The sequence below is a fragment of the Catenovulum adriaticum genome, from assembly GCF_026725475.1.
Classification (GTDB): domain Bacteria; phylum Pseudomonadota; class Gammaproteobacteria; order Enterobacterales; family Alteromonadaceae; genus Catenovulum; species Catenovulum adriaticum.
On the sequence record NZ_CP109965.1, the window covers coordinates 2254180 to 2275247 of the forward strand.

At 38.9% G+C, this 21068-nt stretch carries 17 protein-coding genes; 9 read left to right on the plus strand and 8 right to left on the minus strand.

Going from position 1 to position 21068, the window contains the following annotated elements:
* Positions 1–165: 165 nt before the first annotated feature.
* From dnaG to rpsU, 3 genes are all read right to left on the minus strand, one after another.
* The gene (gene dnaG / locus OLW01_RS09785) at positions 166–1929 is read right to left on the minus strand and encodes a DNA primase (RefSeq protein ID WP_268073701.1); all 1764 of its coding nucleotides are present in this window, start codon (positions 1927–1929) and stop codon (positions 166–168) included.
* Positions 1930–2094: 165 nt separating this feature from the next.
* Positions 2095–2541 carry a GatB/YqeY domain-containing protein gene (locus OLW01_RS09790; RefSeq protein ID WP_268073702.1) on the minus strand — a complete coding sequence of 149 codons (447 nt, stop codon included), beginning with the start codon at positions 2539–2541 and terminating at the stop codon, positions 2095–2097.
* A 12-nt stretch (positions 2542–2553) separates the two neighbouring features.
* Positions 2554–2769, minus strand: a complete 216-nt coding sequence (rpsU, locus tag OLW01_RS09795) for a 30S ribosomal protein S21 (RefSeq protein WP_268073704.1) — start codon at positions 2767–2769, stop codon at positions 2554–2556.
* A 206-nt stretch (positions 2770–2975) separates the two neighbouring features.
* Between rpsU and tsaD the strand changes: the two genes are divergently transcribed.
* The 5 genes from tsaD to OLW01_RS09820 all read left to right on the plus strand — a co-directional run bounded on the left by tsaD (position 2976) and on the right by OLW01_RS09820 (position 9375).
* Positions 2976–3986: a tRNA (adenosine(37)-N6)-threonylcarbamoyltransferase complex transferase subunit TsaD gene (gene tsaD, locus OLW01_RS09800; protein ID WP_268073705.1), complete on the plus strand. Its 1011-nt coding sequence runs from the start codon at positions 2976–2978 to the stop codon at positions 3984–3986.
* A gap of 68 nt (positions 3987–4054) precedes the next feature.
* Entirely contained in the window at positions 4055–5443 is a 1389-nt protein-coding gene (gene dbpA / locus OLW01_RS09805) for an ATP-dependent RNA helicase DbpA (protein ID WP_268073706.1), read from the plus strand.
* A gap of 45 nt (positions 5444–5488) precedes the next feature.
* On the plus strand, positions 5489–6259 hold the full coding sequence (gene miaE, locus OLW01_RS09810) for a tRNA isopentenyl-2-thiomethyl-A-37 hydroxylase MiaE (RefSeq protein WP_268073707.1): 771 nt from the start codon (positions 5489–5491) through the stop codon (positions 6257–6259).
* A 73-nt stretch (positions 6260–6332) separates the two neighbouring features.
* Positions 6333–8312, plus strand: a complete 1980-nt coding sequence (locus OLW01_RS09815; RefSeq protein WP_268073708.1) for an acyltransferase family protein — start codon at positions 6333–6335, stop codon at positions 8310–8312.
* A 73-nt stretch (positions 8313–8385) separates the two neighbouring features.
* Positions 8386–9375: a phospholipase A gene (locus OLW01_RS09820; RefSeq protein WP_268073710.1), complete on the plus strand. Its 990-nt coding sequence runs from the start codon at positions 8386–8388 to the stop codon at positions 9373–9375.
* A 55-nt stretch (positions 9376–9430) separates the two neighbouring features.
* Here the strand turns inward: OLW01_RS09820 and ampE are convergent, their stop codons facing one another.
* Positions 9431–10279: a beta-lactamase regulator AmpE gene (gene ampE / locus OLW01_RS09825; protein WP_268073711.1), complete on the minus strand. Its 849-nt coding sequence runs from the start codon at positions 10277–10279 to the stop codon at positions 9431–9433.
* A 12-nt stretch (positions 10280–10291) separates the two neighbouring features.
* Positions 10292–10858 carry a 1,6-anhydro-N-acetylmuramyl-L-alanine amidase AmpD gene (gene ampD / locus OLW01_RS09830; protein ID WP_268073712.1) on the minus strand — a complete coding sequence of 189 codons (567 nt, stop codon included), beginning with the start codon at positions 10856–10858 and terminating at the stop codon, positions 10292–10294.
* Here ampD and OLW01_RS09835 point away from each other — a divergent pair.
* Together OLW01_RS09835 and nadC are read left to right on the plus strand one after the other, a co-directional pair.
* The gene (locus OLW01_RS09835; RefSeq protein WP_268073713.1) at positions 10857–11375 is read left to right on the plus strand and encodes a retropepsin-like aspartic protease family protein; all 519 of its coding nucleotides are present in this window, start codon (positions 10857–10859) and stop codon (positions 11373–11375) included. The genes ampD and OLW01_RS09835 overlap by 2 nt on opposite strands.
* A gap of 65 nt (positions 11376–11440) precedes the next feature.
* Positions 11441–12307 carry a carboxylating nicotinate-nucleotide diphosphorylase gene (gene nadC / locus OLW01_RS09840; RefSeq protein WP_268073715.1) on the plus strand — a complete coding sequence of 289 codons (867 nt, stop codon included), beginning with the start codon at positions 11441–11443 and terminating at the stop codon, positions 12305–12307.
* A gap of 36 nt (positions 12308–12343) precedes the next feature.
* Here nadC and OLW01_RS09845 read toward each other — a convergent pair whose 3' ends face one another.
* Complete coding sequence (locus OLW01_RS09845; protein ID WP_268073717.1) at positions 12344–13465, minus strand: anhydro-N-acetylmuramic acid kinase; 1122 nt, start codon at positions 13463–13465, stop codon at positions 12344–12346.
* Positions 13466–13483: 18 nt separating this feature from the next.
* Entirely contained in the window at positions 13484–14941 is a 1458-nt protein-coding gene (locus tag OLW01_RS09850; protein ID WP_268073718.1) for a peptidoglycan DD-metalloendopeptidase family protein, read from the minus strand.
* Between the two features lie 459 nt (positions 14942–15400).
* On the opposite strand from OLW01_RS09850, the gene tyrS reads away from it, so the two are divergent.
* The gene (tyrS, locus tag OLW01_RS09855) at positions 15401–16597 is read left to right on the plus strand and encodes a tyrosine--tRNA ligase (RefSeq protein ID WP_268073719.1); all 1197 of its coding nucleotides are present in this window, start codon (positions 15401–15403) and stop codon (positions 16595–16597) included.
* A gap of 382 nt (positions 16598–16979) precedes the next feature.
* On the plus strand, positions 16980–19364 hold the full coding sequence (locus OLW01_RS09860) for a TonB-dependent receptor (RefSeq protein ID WP_268073721.1): 2385 nt from the start codon (positions 16980–16982) through the stop codon (positions 19362–19364).
* A 246-nt stretch (positions 19365–19610) separates the two neighbouring features.
* On the opposite strand, the gene OLW01_RS09865 is transcribed toward OLW01_RS09860, so the two are convergent.
* Positions 19611–21050 carry an FAD-dependent oxidoreductase gene (locus OLW01_RS09865; RefSeq protein WP_326498573.1) on the minus strand — a complete coding sequence of 480 codons (1440 nt, stop codon included), beginning with the start codon at positions 21048–21050 and terminating at the stop codon, positions 19611–19613.
* Between the last annotated feature and the right edge of the window lie 18 nt (positions 21051–21068).

The window sequence follows — 21068 nt, forward strand, 5'->3', positions numbered from 1 at the left end:
AAATTAATTACGATGCAGTGAACTCGACATTATAGCATATTATTCGATTTAATATACTAGCAAGTTCAATAATGGTTGTTTTTATACCCATATGTCGCATCAGCTATCGTTGATTCGGCTTATATTTTTGAGTATAACTAAATATTGGTCACTTACCTGTTATTTTCACTTTATTTTTAACAAAGCTAAATATTCCTGTTTTTCTTCAGCTGAAATCAAATTCATCTTGGCTTTGGTTTGCAACATTGCTTTTCGTTTACTCACAAATAAAGATAAGAGCTTTTCAATGGCATCTAAAAATACCACTTCGATGTTTTCAGCTTGTACGTGGTGTTCCCACATCATCAACTGAGATACGATTTTTTCTTTATCTGTGCCGCGCCAATGCTCTAAAATTTGGGCTGCGCTACATTGTTGTTGACCTCGACAAAATAATAAAAGTTCAACTAAAAAGTCCATCCCAGCTTCATCCATTTGTGCAAGTGATTTAAGCTGTTCATCAGACATATTAGCCAGATGTTTAATTAGATGGGGTTGCTCAAGCAATAATGCAACCGCTAATCTTACTGGCGTTACCTTTCTTGAGGTTGAAGCTGTGTATTTAGCTTGTTTTGCTTTGGCATCTGCGATTTTATCTTGGCGGTTATGTTTAATTTCGCGCTTTAATTTTACCGATAAGGTGTCGTTTATCGCATGTTTATATTCGCTGTTTGGCATTTGTTCTATCAGCGGTTGTGCTAATTGGCTGAGTTTAGAGCGGGCAAACTCCCCTTCTGACTGGCCAATTTTGCGATACAGTTCTTGATAAAAAAAGCTGACAAAATCTTGTGCGTTATCTATTAGCTGTTCAAATTTTGTCTTGCCATGCTGTTTGATATAAGAGTCTGGGTCTTCTCCGTCGGGTAAAAATACAAATTTAATTTGAATGCCATCCACTAAACTCGGTAAGGCGTTTTCAAGTGTACGCCAGGCTGCAGCTCGGCCAGCCTGATCACCATCGTAGCAACATACAATTTCACTGGTTGCTCTAAGCATCAATTTAATATGATCTGTGGTGGTGGCTGTGCCTAACGATGCTACCGCGTAGGTTACACCCGCCTGAAATAAAGCCACTACATCCATGTAGCCTTCAACGACCAATAAACGTGATAATCCACGATTGGCATTTCGTGCTTGATATAATCCATAAAGTTCGCGTCCTTTATGGAAAATTCGAGTTTCTGGGGAGTTTAAATATTTTGGCGTACCATCCCCTATCACACGACCACCAAAAGCGATACATTTGCCACGGCGGTCTAATATAGGAAACATGAGCCTGTCTCTAAAGCGATCGTAAAAGCCAGCTTTACCATCTTTTTCAATTAACATGCCTAAATCAGCAAGTTGTGTGGCGCTTTGTCGGCTTTGTCCGTAGTTTTTTAGCAGTGAGTCCCATTCATCTGGGGCGTAACCAATTTGAAATTGCTCAATGATCTCAGCCGACAAACCTCTCAGTTGCACATATTCAGCTACTTTAGCGGGGGCTTGGTTTAATTGTTGCTGATAAAACTCAGCTGCTTGTGACATCACTTCAAAATCTTGCTTGGTTTGCGCAATTTGTTGTCGTTCTTTAGCTGGGTTGGCTACATCTTCACGTTCAACTGCAACGCCGTTAATGTCGGCTAATTCTTCAATAGCATCAACAAATTCAAGGTTATCGTATTCCATTAAAAATGAAATCACATTGCCTTTGGCCCCACATCCAAAACAGTAATAAAACTGTTTATCGGGCGCGACGGTAAAAGAAGGCGATTTTTCATTATGAAACGGACAGCATGCTGAATAGTTTTTACCGGTTTTTTTCAAACGAACACGGCTGTCTATCACGTCAACAATATCTGTACGTGCGATTAAATCATCAATAAAATGTCGGGGGATTCGGCCTGCCATATTCTTCTTATTTTAACCAAAAATAGATAAAAGCAATTGGGTATGCATGTTTACAATATGCCCTAATGGCCATTTGTTTAACAGTATGAATTGATATTTTTTCGAACTTTAGAAATAACAAAACCGCACATAAGCGCGGTTTTGTAAGAACACGAATAAATTAAATTAGGCAGTTAATTTAGCTTTTACAGTTTGACTAACTTGCCCCATATCAGCTCGACCTTGTACTTTAGGTCGAATAATATTCATTACTTTACCCATATCCTGCATCCCTTGTGCACCGCTTTCAGATATCGCATTAGATACAATTTCATCTAGCTCATTAGCACTAAGCGCGGCAGGTAAAAATTTTTCAAGAACAGCAATCTCGGCTGATTCAATATCTGCCAAGTCTTGACGACCGCCTTCAACATACTGAGTAATAGAGTCTTTTCGCTGTTTAACCATTTTGGTTAAAATTGCTAAAACCTCATCATCAGATAGGCTAGTTTGACCATCTACTTCTCGCTGTTTAATGGCAGAAAGTGCTAATCGGATAGTACCTAAACGCGCTTTATCTTTCGCACGCATTGCATCTTTCATCGCCTCTTTCAGCTGTTCAGTAAGCGTCATATCAAGTAGTTCTTAGTATAATTTTACGCGACGAGCATTTTCACGAGACATTTTTTTAGCGTGGCGTTTAACTGCTGCAGCTTTTTTGCGCTTGCGCTCTGCAGTTGGTTTTTCGTAGAACTCACGGCTACGAACATCAGCTAAAATACCCGCTTTTTCGCATGAACGTTTGAAACGACGTAATGCGACATCAAATGGTTCGTTTTCTCTTACCTTAACAATTGGCATTAAATATCACCTCAGGATAATTAAACACACCGCTTCGAACAATTATTCCCAAGCCATTTTGGGGATTTTCAGCGGCCAGACTAAAAAATGGTGCGCAATTCTAATCCAATTATCCTAAGAAAGTAAAGTTATTGAGCACAAAAACTGGTGAAACTTATGTTAAATCGTTAAAATGCCCGCCAATTCGGTATGAACAAAGGTAATCTATGCGAGTTTTAGGCATTGAAACGTCCTGTGATGAAACAGGCATTGCAATTTATGATGATCAAAAAGGGCTTTTGGCTCACCAACTTTACAGCCAAGTAAAGTTACATGCTGATTATGGTGGTGTGGTGCCAGAATTAGCATCACGCGATCATATTCGAAAAATTATTCCGTTAATAGACGAAGCACTTAAACAAGCAGGGTGTGATAAATCAAGCATAGACGGCATTGCCTTTACCTCCGGCCCTGGATTAATTGGTGCATTATTAGTTGGCTCAACGGTTGCTCGTGGACTTGCGTTTGCGTGGAATAAACCAGTTATTGGCGTACACCATATGGAAGGCCATTTGCTGGCACCCATGCTGGAAGACAATATACCTGAGTTTCCATTTTTGGCTTTGTTAGTTTCAGGCGGACACTCATTAATTGTTGAAGTTCAAGGCATTGGAGAGTATCAGATACTAGGTGAAAGTATAGATGATGCCGTAGGCGAAGCGTTTGATAAAACCGCCAAAATTATGGGACTAGACTATCCGGGCGGCCCTAGATTAGCGAAATTAGCCGAGCAAGGTACAAAAGGCCGCTTTAAATTTCCACGCCCAATGACTGACAGACCGGGCTTAGATTTTTCGTTTTCGGGTTTAAAAACGTTTGCTGCCAATACTTTAAAAGCACAAGGTGATGATCCTCAAACACTAGCCGATATTGCTTACGCATTTCAAGAAGCCGCTGTAGATACTTTATTGATTAAATGCAAACGAGCACTTAAGCAAACGGGTTTAAAACGTCTTGTGATTGCAGGCGGTGTAAGTGCCAATACTGAACTGCGTGAAAAAATGGCTACCTTAATGCAATCAATGCAAGGTGAGGTTTATTATCCTAGATTAGAATTTTGTACTGATAATGGTGCTATGATCGCCTACGCTGGTTTACAAAGACTTAAAGCAGGCCAGACAAACCAAAACATCAATGTTAAGCCTCGCTGGCCGCTCAACGAATTAGAAGCGGTTTAAAATTTATACCTAATACAGCCAAATAAGGCTGTATACTTACCTTCTGTTAATTTATTTAAGGTCGCACTGTGTCAAAAAACGCGTTTTCAACTGTTAATTTAAAGCCCGAATTATTAACCAATTTAGATTCAATGGGCTACCAGTCCATGACTGAAATACAAACACAAAGCTTGCCTTTAATTATTGACGGTAAAGACGTTATCGCCCAAGGCAAAACTGGCTCAGGCAAAACCGCTGCATTTGGTTTAGGTTTACTCAATAAATTGGATGTCAAAAAATTTAGAATTCAAACTTTAATACTGTGCCCTACTCGCGAATTGGCCGATCAGGTGGCAACTGAAATCAGAAAACTTGCCCGTACCATTCACAATATAAAAGTGTTGACCCTGTGTGGCGGTGTGCCTATTGGCCGGCAAATTGATTCTTTATACCACGGGGCGCACATTATTGTGGGCACACCTGGTCGGATAGAAGATCATTTAAATCGCGATACACTCGATTTTAGTCACTTAAATACATTTATTTTAGATGAAGCCGACCGCATGTTGGAAATGGGTTTTCAAACCGCCATTGATGCCGTTGTAGATAAATTGCCAAAACAAAGACAAACCTTACTATTTAGCGCCACTTTTCCAGACAAAATAGAAAGCATCAGTCAGCGCATTATGCAAAAACCTGAAATGATAAAAGTAGAAGCCAGCCATGACCAAAATACTATCAGCCAGCACTTTTTTCAGGTTAACGACAATCAAGACAGACTCAACAACTTACGTTTATTATTATTAGAGCACCAACCAGAATCTAGCGTGGTTTTTTGTAATACCAAAGCCGAAACACTTTTGGTATGCGACGAACTCAATGCATACGGTTTTAGCGCTATGGCGCTCAATGGTGATTTAGAACAAAGAGAACGCGACCAAACCCTTGTACAATTTGCCAATAAAAGTACCAGCATTTTAGTCGCCACCGATGTGGCCGCACGAGGCCTTGATGTAGATAACCTAGATGCCGTATTTAACTATAATTTAGCACACGATACCGAAGTGCACGTACACAGAGTTGGCCGCACCGGCCGTGCAGGTAAAAAAGGACTGGCGTTTACATTTTTCAGTAACAAAGACCACTATAAAATTGAGTTGCTAAGTGAGCTTTTAGATAGAGAAATAAGAGCAGAATCACTACCAAGAGACAGCGTACTTGATCGTCAAATTGCACCACCCACCATGGCGACTATTCAAATTGACGGCGGTAAAAAACAAAAAGTTAGAGCCGGTGACATTTTAGGTGCACTAACCCGAAACGATGATTTAAATGGGCAAGACATCGGCAAAATTCAACTATTTGATAACTGGGCTTACGTAGCGGTAAAACATAAAAACCGCAAAATTGCTTTAGATAAAATAGCTAAAGGCAAGCTAAAAGGCCGAACCTTTAGAGCTCGATTATTACGTAATTAATGCTGTTAACTAAAAAATTTACACTGTAAAACATTTGAGATACCTATGCCATTTGACGATTTATTAGCGCCAATTCACACTTTTTTGCAGGCTGAAACGCCAGATAGCTGGGTTCAAAAAGCAAAAAAACCAGAAAGCCTTAACATTTTGCTGATTGATCATTTAATTTGTGAGTTAAAAGCTGCGCAATCGGCTATGTTTTTAATTCGTAAATATGCAGTAGATAAAGCCAGCAGCGATGCTTTACTCGCCTGGCTTAAACCTTTTGAAACCTTAATTTACAAACGTGAAGGCGACTGGCGTGAATTAGCAGCCAAAAATAAATTAACTAAATCTATTATTCCTAAATCGACTTCAGCATACGGCCAAGATTTGATTGATAAAATGGTGGTTTTGATAAAAGAAGAACTGCATCATTTTTATCAAGTATTAGAAATTATGGATGAATACGGCGTTGAGTATCAAAGCATTACGCCCTGCCGATACGCCAAAGGCATGTTACGCCATGTAAAAACCTATGAGCCAGATGCACTAGTCGATAAACTCATAGTGGGCGCTTACATTGAAGCGCGTTCGTGTGAACGATTTGCAAAACTAGCACCGCATCTTGATAAACGTTTAGGTGATTTTTATACCTCCTTGCTCCGTTCAGAAGCGCGCCATTATCAAGATTATTTAACTTTAGCTCAAGACATTGCCGATTTTGATATTACCAAACGAGTCGAATTTTTTGGGCAGGTGGAAGCTAAGTTAATTTTATCGCCCGATGATGATTTTAAGTTTCATAGTGGTGAGCCTGCTAACGCAATCGCATAAAGCTACCTAATCATTTGAATCAGATATAAACGAATACCTCCAATAAACAAATCAAAAATGCAGGAACATTCAATTGAACAAGCACATTAAAGGAATTGATGGATTACGTGCGCTAGCTGTTATTGCCGTTATACTCTATCACTTAAGCTCAAATTTTTTGCCCGGAGGTTTTACTGGGGTTGATGTTTTTTTTGTGATATCGGGTTATGTCGTAGCATCGTCTTTATATAACAGGAAACCGAGTTCAACTAATGAGTATTTTTGGGACTTTTATAGCCGTCGTTTTTTTAGAATATATCCTGCATTGTTATTTTGCCTAGTCACTTGTTGTATTGTAGTTGTACTATTTATCCCTCAATTTTTTGTAAGTCGAATGATCAATGAAACGGCGCTATATGCATTCTTTGGGGTTAGCAATTTCTCTTTAGCTTTTAATAACGATTCATATTTTTCTCCGTCCACTGATTTTAATCCTTTCGTTCATACTTGGAGCCTAGGTGTCGAAGAACAATTTTATTTAATATATCCTTTTGTAATGTATTTTTGGTTAAAGCAAAAATATAAAAATGCCATCTATTTTCTTTTTGCAGCTTCATTTATCGCAACAATCTACTATAGCTTAACCCATACAAACTATGCCTATTATTTATTAACAAGCAGACTATGGGAGTTAGCTGCTGGTGCCATACTTTTAAAATGGCATGTATCTTTAACCGGAAAAAATAATTTAATTAAGGTTAGTTCAAGTGCATCATTATATTTAGGTTTTTTATTTATTCTATGCGGAACTATTTTTTCTAATAAAGGGCAATTTCCATTCCCATGGGCTTTATTACCGGTTGTGGGTACAGGGTTAGTCATTAATGCCTTAGTTTTAGGCAAGCCACATAATTTAATATCCAGCTTACTTGCTAGCACATCGTTGCAACACTTGGGTAAATTATCTTACTCACTTTATCTCTGGCATTGGCCTATTTTTAGTTTTTTCAGATGGTCCTATGGATTGCAAAGCATGCTAGAAATGTTTCTCGCTATCACAATAACCTATATCCTTTCATTAATTTCATTTTATGGTGTAGAAAAAACTTTTCAAAAAATCGGTAGAACTAAAAAAATCAACAGTCAGATTAAAGTCTTCGCTAGTTTAGCGACTATATTTTTAACGACAGCCGTGACTTATAAAGGCCTTTCGACACAAGGATGGAATAGCTTAAGTGTGACAACTAACGAAACTGTCTGGTCTCCATATACTTCAATACGAACAACAAAAGACTCTCCGCTTATTTTATCTGATCGGACTCTTTATGTGCTAGGTGATTCACATGCTGGCGCCTACAGTAAAATGTTAAGGCAATTAGCTAATGATACCGGCATTAATATTAAACTAATGTCTAAAGGTGGATGCGGCGTTGCTAATCTACGTGAACCAGTATTATTACCGGGTAATCCTTGTTTAAATAAGTTAGAAAAATGGATTGAAGAAATTAAATCAACCGCCAAGCCAGATGACATTATATTTCTGGCTAGCTTAAAAACTTACCGTTTTGTAAATCAAAACTCTATTTTTCCAGCCAATATAGAAGAAAAATTAGCTAACCAATTCAATGATAAAGCTATTGCAGATAGAAAGCTTGCGTTAAATGAATCTTTAACAATAATCCAAAGCTTACGACAAATCACACCATATATCATTATAGATGCCCCCAAACCTATATATAATTATATCGCGTTTCGTTGTGCAGATTGGTATACCCAAGATAACCCTATTTGCGGAGCAGGTTATGAGTTTGATAGGGAGTTTATGGAAAAGTATAGACAAACAACTACGAGCTCGCTCGAAACAATAAAGCAACAATACCCAAATGTATCTGTCTGGGATCCATTACCCGCTCTTTGCTCAACCACAAAATGCTCATTATTTAAAAATAACAAACCTTTATATTTCGATTCCGATCATCTTTCAGGTTATGGTAATCAAGTTATTTATCCAAGCTTCAAACAGCATTTTGAAAACTATTTAAAAAATTTCGATATGTCTGCGACAAGCAGATAAAGCTATATCTAAATTCAGGCTTACGTAATTTAAATGACTCGCTTTCATGCTTAACAATTATAAAAGGATTATTATGCATAAAATTTTACCACTTAGTTTAGCTTTATATTCGCTACTCACCTCGCATAATTTATTTGCGCAATATAGTGATCAACAAGCCTGTTATTTAAAAACAATTCAAGAAGCTGAAAAAGATACGGCTGTCACGGATGTTATCGACAAGTGTAAGCACGAAGATGAACAACCGCATCTTGGCGCAATAAGTGAACGAATTTCGGCTGAGCGTGAAACCTATTTTTCACCTTATGTAATAACACCACATAAAATGAATTACATTTTACCTGTCACTCATACATCAGGGTTTAACGATAAAATAGAGGTAGATGACGGCGTACGCGAAGCCGCGCGACCACTTGAAGCAAAGTTTCAAATTAGCTTTAAAGTTCCGTTAAACCATGAGTCTATCTTTACTGAAGGAGATGCCCTCTTTTTTGGTTTGACCATGCAATCTTGGTGGCAGTTATACACAGAGGCTATGTCAAAGCCTTTTAGAGAAACCAATTACCAACCAGAAATTTTTTATTATTTACCCGTTAATTGGCAGCTATTAAACACACATACCAGTTTAGCATTTGGTTTAGAGCATCAATCCAACGGCCGTAGTCTGCCTTATTCTCGAAGTTGGAACCGAGTGTATTTATCTGTGATTGTTGAAGATGAAGCTTGGGCGTTAACTTTAAGACCCTGGTGGCGTTTGCCTGAATCGAAAACTAAAGAAATTACCGATCCAACCCGAGATGACAACCCTGACATAGCCAAATACATGGGTTACTTTGAATTAAACGGTGCTTACCGAATCGATCAGAATATGCAGGGCCATTTTATGGTTAGGCAAAACTTAAACCACGGCAAAGGGGCTATTGAGCTGGGGGTTACATTTCCGCTTTGGGGGCGAGTAACTGGCTATCTACAATACTTTAATGGTTATGGCGAAAGTTTGATTGACTACAATTATTCACAACAGCGTATTGGCTTAGGCATTGCTTTAACCAGCTTATTGTAATTTTAGAAAGCGCGTAATACCGCTTTCTAAAATTAAACAAAAAGCTATAGAGCGCTTATAAATAGCCTGCTAAAGTTAAAACAGCAATAACACTTAACAAAAACAATAACGCTCGCTTGGCTAGTTTTAGCATTAAACATGGCTCAGTTAGGCAGTCTGATTCAGGCACATCAATTGGCTCAGCTGCTTTTGCAACTTGTGCTAAATACACCCGTGACCCCTTTTTTAATTGAGTTAACCCAGCAAACCAAACCGGTAGTGCCTTGGAAAAATGCCCAACAAACAAAAAGGCAAATCCGGTTAATCTTGCAGGCACCCAAACTAAAATTTCAAACAATCGTAAACTCGCTTGGCTCAGCCAGTTTTGATTCTCATCAATTTGGCTGTTTTTTGCCAAATTACGTGCAAACACATATAAAATCGCGCCCGCTGGACCTAATATCACAAACCAAAAAATAACAGCGAAATAATGGCGGAAATTAACCCATATAAGCGCTTCACCTAATGTTTCTCCGGCTTGTTCTGAATTAGCGTCATCCATTTTTTGTCCTAGTTGTTCAGCATAATGAAAACAAGCTTGTTTATCTTCACGCGCTGCGGCTTCAAGGTAAGCCTGATACCAAAGCCTATGTTGCGGACAACCGTAGCAAATAAATAAAATAAACGCTGAAAATACCAAACCTAGCACCCCGTAGCCGAGCACTGCTTGAATAATAGCAACTAAACAAACAGGTACAGCTAACCAAAGTACAATGAATATTTCGGCCGAATGTTTATGCTCACCATTAAGAAAATTACGGGTTAATTCAGCATATTTTTGATAATAGGTTTGATATTGAAACCCTTGAGTTGGCTTAATTAGCCGCTCGAGTAAAACCACTAAAATTATACTTAGCAATGTCATTTTATTATATCCCTAATCGTCATTTAACAATTTATAAAAGTGATCCCAATTGAATACTTCACCTGGGTCTGTTTTCCGCCCGGGAGCAATATCACTATGTCCAACTATTCTATCATGAGTAATAGCCGGATAGGACTGTTGAATTTGTTTTACCACCCCCGCCAGCGCTTTATATTGAACAGGTTCATATTCAATATTGATTGAGCCTTCAAGCTCTATTCCAATTGAAAAATCATTACAATTGGCTTTGCCATTAAACTCAGATACACCGGCGTGCCAAGCTCTTTTATCAAAAGGCACATACTGAATAATTTGCCCATCTCGCCTTATCAAGACATGCGCAGATACTCTTAATCCAGCTAAAGCTTGAAAACTTAAATCTGCCTGACAATCTAAACAACCTAAAAATAAATCATCAATATAGTTTAATCCAAATTGATCTTCAGGCAATGAAATACAGTGAATCACTAATAAATTGATTTGGTTTGGCTGTGGTCTTTGATTAAAATGTTCAGATGGGCGAAACTCTGCACCTGTAAGTAAATGATTTATAATTTTATTTAAGTGGGTATTACTCATGGAACAACCTGATGTCAATCAAAAAACCGGAAAATGGATGTATTATGCTGCATGGATTATCGGTTTTGTGTTACTAACCTATGGGTTTCAACGTTTTTACGATAACCAAGAAAACCCAAACCAAAGCCCTGTCAGTGAGTATAGTCAAGCTGGCACCATTGAGGTTAGATTAAAACGTAATCCATATGGGCATTATGTCACTAACGGTCATATTAATCAGCAAACGGTCACTTTTTTATTAGATACGGGAGCAACGCATGTCTCAGTTCCTGAAAAAGTCGCCCGTAGACTTAATTTACCCTATGGGCCTCGCCAAACTGTGTCAACTGCAAATGGCGTGGTAGAGGTTTTCCAAACTCGGTTAGATACGCTCCAAGTGGGTGAAATAACGCTCAGAAACGTGTCAGCTAGCATTAACCCGCATATGGATGAAGAGCAAATATTATTAGGCATGAGTGCTTTAAAACGAATTGAGTTTAGCCAACGCGGTAATACACTAACTCTAAAGCAATATTAATGATAAAATAGCGCGATAATGCTGAGCTCGCCTCTAACTTTTCACTCAATTTTGATAATAAAACTATGACCATAACTTTAAGCCCTGAATTAAAAAACAGTATCACTAAGCAAATCGAATTGGCTTTGTTTGAAGATTTAAACGGCCTAGATGCAAATAACGACATTACCGCACAGCTTATTCCAGTGGAGCAATCTGTCAGTGCTCACATTATAACCCGTGAAGATTGCACTTTTTGTGGCCAAGCTTGGTTAATAGAAACCTTTAAACAATTGGGCGATCAAATTGATATTCAGTGGGCCGTAAAAGATGGCGATAAATTGGCAGTTAATCAACTTATTTGTACACTAACTGGCTCTGCTAGAACCATTTTAACAGGCGAGCGTACGGCACTTAACTTTATCCAAACCTTATCGGCAACGGCAACGGCGACTGCTTTATATGTAGATAAAATAAAGCACACTCATACTAAATTATTGGATACACGCAAAACCATTCCGGGGATGCGCCTTGCACAAAAATATGCGGTTACTTGTGGTGGTGGTGTTAACCATAGAGTGGGTCTGTACGACGCGTTTTTAATTAAAGAAAACCATATTACTGCGGCAGGCGGAATTGATAAAGCAGTTACTCAAGCCCGAAAAATTGCGCCAGGGAAAGCGGTTGAAGTAGAAGTAGAAAATAACGCTGAATTACAACTGGCATTAGATGCTGGTGCTGACATTATTATGTTAGATAATTATTCACCAGTTCAAATAGCAGAAGCTGCAGCCATCAATAATGCGAGTAATAAGCCAGCTAAACTAGAAATGTCAGGTAATATTACAATCAATACCATTGCTGACTATGCTCAAGCTGGGGTCGATTTTATTTCAAGCGGTGCTTTAACTAAGCATATTCAAGCAATTGATTTATCATTGAGAATAAAATAGTCTCGTTTTTTGCATAGCTGTTGTAAAACTAAAAAGTTAACTTGCTGGGTATAAGCAGCCCAGTATCTTAGCTTTTTTAGCGCCTGTAACAGCCGGCATGTTGGCCGGTATTCTATGCGTAAAGCAATAAGCTAGCCAAGCAAAACAATCTGCTTCAATCCAATCTGGATCAATATTAATTTTCGCGCTGCTGTTCACCTCAAAGCCTGCCCCTAATCGGGTTTGCAGTTGTTGCATTAAATATTCATTATGCACCCCGCCGCCGCATACCCAAACTTGCGCCGTTTGTGTGTACTGAATGATACTTTGCTTAATGGTTTCGCAAGTAAAAGCCACTAAGGTTGCTTGAATATCTTGAGCCGCACGCTCAGTAAAATCGGCTAAAAATTCATTTAACCAAGTTAAATTAAATACTTCTCTGCCGCTGCTTTTAGGACCTTTAATTTTAAAATAGTCACAACTTAGCAAAGCTTGTAATAATTCATCTATCACTTCGCCTGTTGCTGCCCAGTGGCCGTTATGATCGTAAGGCTGTTGAGTATGTAAACCGCACCACTCATCAAGCAAGCCGTTTCCTGGTCCGGTATCTAGCCCTAGTATTGTTTGTCGCTGATGAGTCACCTGATTTTTTAACACTGTCATATTAGCAATGCCACCGATATTTAAAATAACCTGATCACCTGCTTGAGCGGGGAAAATAGCATGGTGAAATGCAGGTACTAACGGCGCACCTTGACCACCAGCAGCAATGTCTGCTGAACGAAAGTCACCAATAACATCAATTTCGGTTAATTCCGCCAACCTGGCGTAATCCGCTATTTGTAAACTAAAAGGGGTTTTACTGTTTGGACGATGACGAATCGTTTGTCCGTGACAACCAATCGCTTTAATTTGAGAAGCTATTAAATTATTTTGTTTAAGTAATTGTATAATTGCATCAGCATACAAGCCGCTTAATAAATAAGCGACTTGTGATAAGTGCTCAATCTCGTCAGTTTGAGATTGGTAAAGTGAAATGATTTGCTGTTTAAAAATAACATCAAAAGGCAAATAAACTTGATCGATTGAGCACAACTGACTTGAGTGCATCGCAATTAAACTTGCATCGACGCCGTCGGCACTGGTTCCCGACATCAACCCAATATAATACTCTGTCATTTATCAGCCTAGATTAAATTATTGTGTAGATACCGCCGCATCTGCTGATTTTACATTTGCTGCCAATAACGTGCGTTTATTAGTTTGCAACATAGCTATCATCTGACTTGCCGTTTTGCTAAACGCTGCTTTTTCAGCCGGATCAATTGGTAATGCTTTTGGCAAGCTCACAGTTTTAGGATTACGGTGTACCCCATTAACTAAAAATTCATAATGCAAATGTGGGCCTGTTACACGGCCTGTTGCACCAACGGTACCAATTTTTTGATTTTGTTTAATCCGCTGACCAGTTTTAACTAAACGTTTATTCAAATGCAGGTATTTAGTTACATAGGTTTTGCCATGCTCAATAAATACATAGTTACCATTTAAACGACTATAACCTGATTTAATAACTCGACCGTCACCCGCAGATACAACGGGTGTACCTGTTCGTGCCGCATAGTCAATACCACGATGTGGCGAGACACGTCCGGTCACAGGATGCAAACGTCTTGGATTAAAACTTGAACTAATATATTTAAAGTTAACAGGCGCGCGTAAAAAAGCTTTACGCATACTTCGACCTTCTGGCGTATAATAAGTGCCGTCTGTATGTCTTACTGCAGAAAAATTAGCACCTTGATTAATAAACTCAGCAGCTAAAATATCACCTGTACCAACATATTCGCCTTCAACATATAACTCTTCAAACACCACGGCAAAGCTATCGCCTTTTCTAATATCCAAAGCAAAATCCACATCCCAGCCAAATACGTTTGCCAAATTCATAATTTGTCGATTGGTTAAACCGGCATGTAAACCTGCATTCCAAAAATTAGAAGTAATTTCTGCGGCTGCAAAACTTTGTTTTACATCTACTTGCTTTTCAATTTCTTGCGCACTAAAACCTTTATCGGTTTTGTGGATTTCAATCAAATTGGTTTTAGACAGCGGATAAACTAGCTGTACAAATTCATCATTATGATAGCCCAACTGAATCACTTGACCTGGCATTAACTTTCGAATCAAGGTTTTTGCAGCATCACCACTTTGGCTCACTTCCCAGACTGTTTTAGCAGATAAGCCATTGCGTTCAAAAATTTTCGCCAAACTATCATTGCGTAATACTTTAATATCACGCCATTTTAATTCTGGTTGCGCCTGAATTTGCGCTTGTTCAGATACATCATCAATCACTTTAACTGATTCAGCAATGGCTTGTTTGTCAGTTAAAGTTGTTTTTTTAGACGCTTGCTCTGGTTGAGCATCTTGTGTATTTTGGGATTGTTCGCTTTGTGGCGCATTCACTTGCTCTAAATCTAAATTATAACGAACACCCGGTGTTAAACGACTACTCGCAGGCTCGTTTTGACGAGATGCAGTCGCGTTTTCGGATGGAAAAAACACTGTGCCGAACAAAATAACAATAATTGAGATTATGTATACTTTATGCAAAGTAGGAAAATCACGCCAAAATCGTGCGACGACTTGCATTATTAAAAACCCCCTCAAAAAAATTCGCCCTCAGAATATACTGATTTTGCTTTATTTGCTAGTTTAGAAGCCAAAATGATTAAAAAACAACCAGACTTTTTAAGGTTTTGTACACTCAAAATTACTCTTATAATAAAAAGCACCAGTTAAAGACAAAAATCAGTTTATATCTGTCACCTCAAGTCTGTTGGTTAAACACCGATACTAGCTTGGCTTGCGCTAAAAATTGATTTTTCACCAAACGTTTGAAAAATTAATTAATAAACTCGGCTAGAGCTTTAAATTAAGCTTATTGCGCTATAGAATGACTCATTTTGGCACGTATATATTAATTGGTATACGAGCCAGCTTAAAATATGAGTCTACTGTTACCGCGTTTATCACCATAACCATAGCTTTCATCTGACTCTAACTTAGGCTCAATTGTTCCGTATATATTAAATTAAAATAGGTAAAAGCATGACTGATGTGCAGGCAGCGCTCGCAGAACTAAAACGTGGCGCAGAAGAAATACTCGTTGAAGACGAACTATTAGAAAAGCTTAAATTGGGTCGTCCACTTAAAATCAAAGCTGGCTTTGATCCAACCGCACCTGATTTACATTTAGGCCACACGGTTTTAATCAATAAAATGCGGGCATTTCAGCAGTTAGGTCACGAAGTTATCTTTTTGATTGGCGATTTCACAGGCTCTATTGGTGATCCGACGGGTAAAAATGTAACTCGCAAGCCGTTAACAAAAGAGCAAGTACTGGCAAACGCTGAAACCTATAAAAATCAGGTTTTTAAAATTCTTGATCCAGAAAAAACACGTGTCGTCTTTAATTCTGAGTGGATGGATAAATTGGGCGCGGCAGGCATGATAAAATTAGCCGCTAACCAAACCGTTGCACGTATGCTTGAGCGTGATGATTTTAAAAAGCGTTACAATAGCAGCCAGCCTATCGCGATTCACGAATTTTTATATCCTCTGGTTCAAGGTTGGGATTCTGTTGCTTTAGAGTCAGACATAGAGTTAGGCGGTACCGACCAAAGATTTAACTTGTTAATGGGTCGAGAGTTACAAAAAATAGAAGGTCAAAAACCGCAAACCGTGCTTATGATGCCATTGTTAGAAGGCTTAGACGGTGTGCAAAAAATGTCAAAGTCGTTAAACAACTACATCGGCATCACGGATAGCCCAAATGATATGTTTGGTAAAGTGATGTCAATATCAGATGAATTAATGTGGCGTTACTTTGATTTATTAAGCTTTAGACCACTTGAAGAAATAGCCGAGCTAAAACAAGCTGTTGAAAATGGTCAAAATCCGCGTGATGTGAAAATTGAATTAGCAAAAGAGTTAATTGCCCGTTTTAACGATGATGAAGCCGCTGAAAAAGCGCACCAAGACTTTATTCAACGATTTCAAAAAAATGCTATCCCGACCGATTTAGAAACTGTAACTATTACCACAGGTGAAGCAACAGGCATTGCCAGCTTTCTTAAAGAAGCCAAACTCGTTAGCAGCACCAGTGAAGCCATGCGTATGATTAAACAAGGCGCAGTTAAGATTGATGGTGAAAAAGTCAGCGACAGCAAACAACTTATCGAATTAGGCTCTACAGCTGTATACCAAGTTGGTAAACGTAAGTTTGCGAAAATTAATTTAGCTTAATTGCAAACCGAATTCGCTAAACTGAAAGTAGAATTTTAAATTAGCGGCTGAAAACTTATTTCAGTCGCTCAGTCGCTAATTTTTTTTGTTTTCACATGCCATATTTTCAACATACGATACGTTTCTCAAATTTAACGCTTTAAAGTTCAAATATTCCAGGTACTTAGAACCCTACTCCGTAATAAAAAGACTCAATATAATGTAAGCGTACGCCACTCTATTGTGTAATAAAGCTGTATTTTCTGACTGAAACTTTCTCTCTTCCCAAAATTAAAATGCAACATTTTTGAAACCTTTATTTGACTGACCCGCATCCTCTCCTATTCTTATCGTAAATAATATAAAAACATACCACACTCTCACTGTACAAAAAGGTTATAGCATGAAAATACATAAACTAACGCTTGCCGTTGCGGCAGCTTGTACCTTGTCACCCAGTTTTACGATCGCTCAAGAAACCGATTCACAAACAAATAAAAAAGAAATAGAAACCATCATCGTCAGTTCAACTAAACGCAGTACCACACTGCAAGAAATTCCATTTTCTGTTAATGCACAAACCTCTGCTGATATAGAACGCTCTGGTTCAAACAACTTAGAAGATGTCTCTCGTAATATTGCCGGACTCTCCATTCAAAATTTAGGGCCTGGTCAAAGCCAGGTCGCTATTCGTGGTGTTTCTGCTGGGCAAATCGTGCGTGACCAACCCGGCGTAAAAGAACAAGTGGGCATTTATCTAGATGAAAGTGTTATTTCATTATCACTTTTCACCCCAGATATTGACCTTTATGACTTAAACCGAATTGAAACCTTAAGAGGACCACAAGGCACATTATTTGGCTCGGGTTCAATTGGTGGTACGGTTAGGTACATAACCAATCAGCCTCAGTTAAGTTCGTTTGAGGGCTCACTAGAACTGAACGCACACAGTGTTACCGATGGTGGATTGGGCGGGCATGTAAAAGGCATGGTAAACGCCCCTTTGTCTGATACTGCCGCTATTCGGGGTGTATTTTATACCACAGAATATGCAGGTTTTATTGATGCGTTAGGCGAAAATAATAGCCGAAAAGAAGATATAAATGATGGCTCTCGAACTGGCGGACGAGTCGCTATAAAATGGCAACCAACCGACAACATCAGTATTACCCCACGGCTTGTTTTTCAAAAGCTGAGTGTGAATGGGTTTAACCGCGATGAAATTTATAACCTATTCGCCAACCCTTTTACAACCGAGCGGCCCGCAATTAAACTCAAAGAGCGTGAACAATATTTATTATTAGATGAAGGTTTTGAAGACGAAACCCTAATTGCTGATATTACCAGTGAATGGAATGCGGATTTTGCCGATGTTACTTTTGTTTATAGTTATACTGACCGTGATATTTTAGTCAGCCGTGATGTCAGTGCACTTTCTGGCAGTGTTAGTTTAGATTTAGGGCTTGCAGATGCGGCAGTTAAACTACCTTCTAATTTACGCGATAGCACAAAAGTAAAACAAGATACCTACGAGCTACGTTTTGCCTCTAACAAAGATAGTCAGTTTGAATGGTTAGTGGGTGGGTTTTATTCTGATACGCAGCGTAACTATTCACAACGATTGCCTACCCCTGGCTATGACCAATTTACCGATGCGGCTTTAGGTGATGGCACGGCAGAAAGTGTTTCTAATGGCTTTGAGGCCGACTCACCATACAATGCAAGGCTCCCTTACGATTTGTCTCAATTATCGATTTTTGGTGAAGCCAGTTATCAAGCAAGCGACAAATTAAAAGTGACTTTTGGCTCGCGATATTATGATTATGAAGAAACACGTAGCTTTAAAACAGGCGGCTTATTTTCAAATAGCGATGAACAAACAGACTCGACAGCTTCAGATGGATTTAATTCAAGAATCATCGCCAGTTACCAAATTGATCAGCAAATCAGTCTAAATGCTCAAGTATCTCAAGGATTTAGATTAGGTGGCGTAAATGATCCGCTCAACGAAACTTTATGTAATGAGCAAGACTCCGCTGTATTTGGTGGATTTCAGGATTACGATGATGAAAAACTCACTAACTATGAAGTAGGTTTTAAAGCTAAAAAATCATTTTGGACAGCGAATGTTGCCTTGTTTCATACCCAAATTGATGGCTTGCAGGTTACTTTAGACGCAGGTTCTTGTTCATCTAGGATCTCATTTAATGTGCCCGACTCGCATACCACTGGGGTTGAATTTGAATTTGAATCTCAAGCAACCGATTACTTAAATTTAAGTCTTGCTGGTAGCTATATTAGCGCAGAGTTTGACTCAACGATTTTAGATTCCAATGGTGAGGTTATAGGAGGCGTTAAAAAAGGCAATCGTTTAGCTTCTGTACCTGAATTACAACTCGCATTTGCTGGCACTTACGATTTACCAACCAGTTTATTTGGCTCAGATGCAACTTACCTGAATGCATCGCTGCAATATGTTGGCGACCGTATTACTCAACCAAGTGATCAAGTGGCCGGCGCTGGCGTATTTAGTTTAGGGGTACCTTATGCAGGCGCAAGTGGTAATGAAGAGACAGAAGTGGATTTAACCTTAGATGCTTACCAAACCCTAAATATAAATGCAGGTTTTTTATATGATGATTGGGATGTATTAGTTTATATTAATAATATAACGGATGAAAATACTAAGCTTTCATTTGATCGCGAACGAGGTGGTCGCGCCAGATTAGCCTACCGTGTTGGTCAGCCCAGAACCATAGGCATAACGCTCAGAAAATCATTTTACTAGTTGCTCCCACTCAACTAAAAAGCCAAGGTATAAAAACCTTGGTTTTTTAATTTTATCTGCCAACACTCTACTGTTAACTTGCTCATTCAAATTTAAGAGCTGGTTTAAGTTAACCTCAACTCGGGTTAAGGTGTATTCTAACTAATTGAATTATTAACCTTATAGCTCTGCATGGTTTCTTACGAGATTTTAACGCAGTTTCCGTGAAAAGGCCGTTTGAAATATATTCATTAAACTGGGTTGAGGTTAAGTTACTTCAATTGCCAGTTTTGCCATTTCTGAATCGATCACATTTTGAACCATATTGACACACGTGCCACAACTACTGCTGGCTTTAGTTTTAGCTTTGATCTCATCGACTGTTTCACATCCTCCACCAATAGCTTCTACAATTGAGCCTTTTGTTACCATGTTACATAAACAAACAAAAGCTTCATCTGCCATTTTATCTGCAGGGTTTTCTGGTTCACCTTGCAAACTAGGGACGATAAGCTCAGCTGGGTTAGCGGGAATTTCCAAGCCTTGTAAACAATACTGTAGCAAAGTGTCGTATTCAGCTGCATCACCAATTAAAACTGCGCCAATTAATTTATCTGCTGTTTCATTGGTGACTATTTTTTTATAAACCCCTGTTTGTGGGTTTTCATAGCAAAAGGTTTGGGCATTAGGTGTACGAGCGTGGGCATCGCCAATAGATCCAACATCAACCCCCATTAATTTAAGTTTAGTGCTCATATCTGCACCTTTAAACTGCATAGGTTTAGTTAAAATGTCAGCGCATGCAACACGGGCCATAGTGTATCCTGGCGATACTAATCCAAAAATACGCTGTTGCCACAATGCACACTCCCCTATCGCATAAATATTGGGATCAGAGGTTTGGCACTGGTCATTAATGATAATTCCGCCCCGTTCGCCAATCTCAAGTTCAAACATTCTGGCTAATGTATCTTGCGGCCGGATACCCGCAGAAAACAAAACTAAATCCGTTTCAATCGCACTCCCATCTGAAAATTCTAACTTATGCAGGCATTGCTCACCATCGGTAATTAAACTGGTCGCTTTTTGGGTATGAACTTGTACGCCTAAATTTTCAATTTTGTTTTTAAGCTGGCGTCCACCACCAATATCAATTTGGGTGGGCATTAATTGAGGTGCAAACTCAACGACATGTGTTTTTAAACCTAACTGTTTTAGTGCATTTGCTGCCTCTAAACCGAGCAAGCCACCTCCAATAACTAAACCGACTTTACTTTGACTAGCAGCTGCTTGAATTTGTTCTAAATCTTCAATGGTGCGATATACAAAACAGTTTTTTCTGTCTTTACCGGCAATCGGCGGAACGAAAGGGAAAGAGCCAGTTGCGAGTACTAGCTTGTCATACGCAAAGGTATGGCCTTGAACCGTGGTGACCGACTGGCTGGCTTTATCGATTCGATCGACTTGACTGTTTAAGTGAAATTTAATCCCTAGAGATTGATAGTAAGTATCTGAAGTTAAAGCTAAATCTTGTGCTGTTTTACCAGCAAAAAATTCAGAAAGATGCACTCTGTCATACGCTAGTCTAGGTTCTTGAGCCAGCACAGTTATTTCAACATTCTGCTGAGCTTGGGCAGCTAATTGATCTACAAAATAATGACCTACCATGCCATTCCCAATAACCACAATTTTTTGTTTAGTAGACAAAATATTCTCCTGCACCTT

Coding starts and splice junctions, on each gene's coding strand:
- dnaG (WP_268073701.1), bottom strand. CDS start 1,929: ATGGCAGGCCGAATCCCCCGACATTTTATTGATGATTTAATCGCACGT.
- OLW01_RS09790 (WP_268073702.1), bottom strand. CDS start 2,541: ATGACGCTTACTGAACAGCTGAAAGAGGCGATGAAAGATGCAATGCGT.
- rpsU (WP_268073704.1), bottom strand. CDS start 2,769: ATGCCAATTGTTAAGGTAAGAGAAAACGAACCATTTGATGTCGCATTA.
- tsaD (WP_268073705.1), top strand. CDS start 2,976: ATGCGAGTTTTAGGCATTGAAACGTCCTGTGATGAAACAGGCATTGCA.
- miaE (WP_268073707.1), top strand. CDS start 5,489: ATGCCATTTGACGATTTATTAGCGCCAATTCACACTTTTTTGCAGGCT.
- OLW01_RS09820 (WP_268073710.1), top strand. CDS start 8,386: ATGCATAAAATTTTACCACTTAGTTTAGCTTTATATTCGCTACTCACC.
- ampE (WP_268073711.1), bottom strand. CDS start 10,279: ATGACATTGCTAAGTATAATTTTAGTGGTTTTACTCGAGCGGCTAATT.
- OLW01_RS09835 (WP_268073713.1), top strand. CDS start 10,857: ATGGAACAACCTGATGTCAATCAAAAAACCGGAAAATGGATGTATTAT.
- ampD (WP_268073712.1), bottom strand. CDS start 10,858: ATGAGTAATACCCACTTAAATAAAATTATAAATCATTTACTTACAGGT.
- nadC (WP_268073715.1), top strand. CDS start 11,441: ATGACCATAACTTTAAGCCCTGAATTAAAAAACAGTATCACTAAGCAA.
- OLW01_RS09845 (WP_268073717.1), bottom strand. CDS start 13,465: ATGACAGAGTATTATATTGGGTTGATGTCGGGAACCAGTGCCGACGGC.
- OLW01_RS09850 (WP_268073718.1), bottom strand. CDS start 14,941: ATGCAAGTCGTCGCACGATTTTGGCGTGATTTTCCTACTTTGCATAAA.
- tyrS (WP_268073719.1), top strand. CDS start 15,401: ATGACTGATGTGCAGGCAGCGCTCGCAGAACTAAAACGTGGCGCAGAA.
- OLW01_RS09860 (WP_268073721.1), top strand. CDS start 16,980: ATGAAAATACATAAACTAACGCTTGCCGTTGCGGCAGCTTGTACCTTG.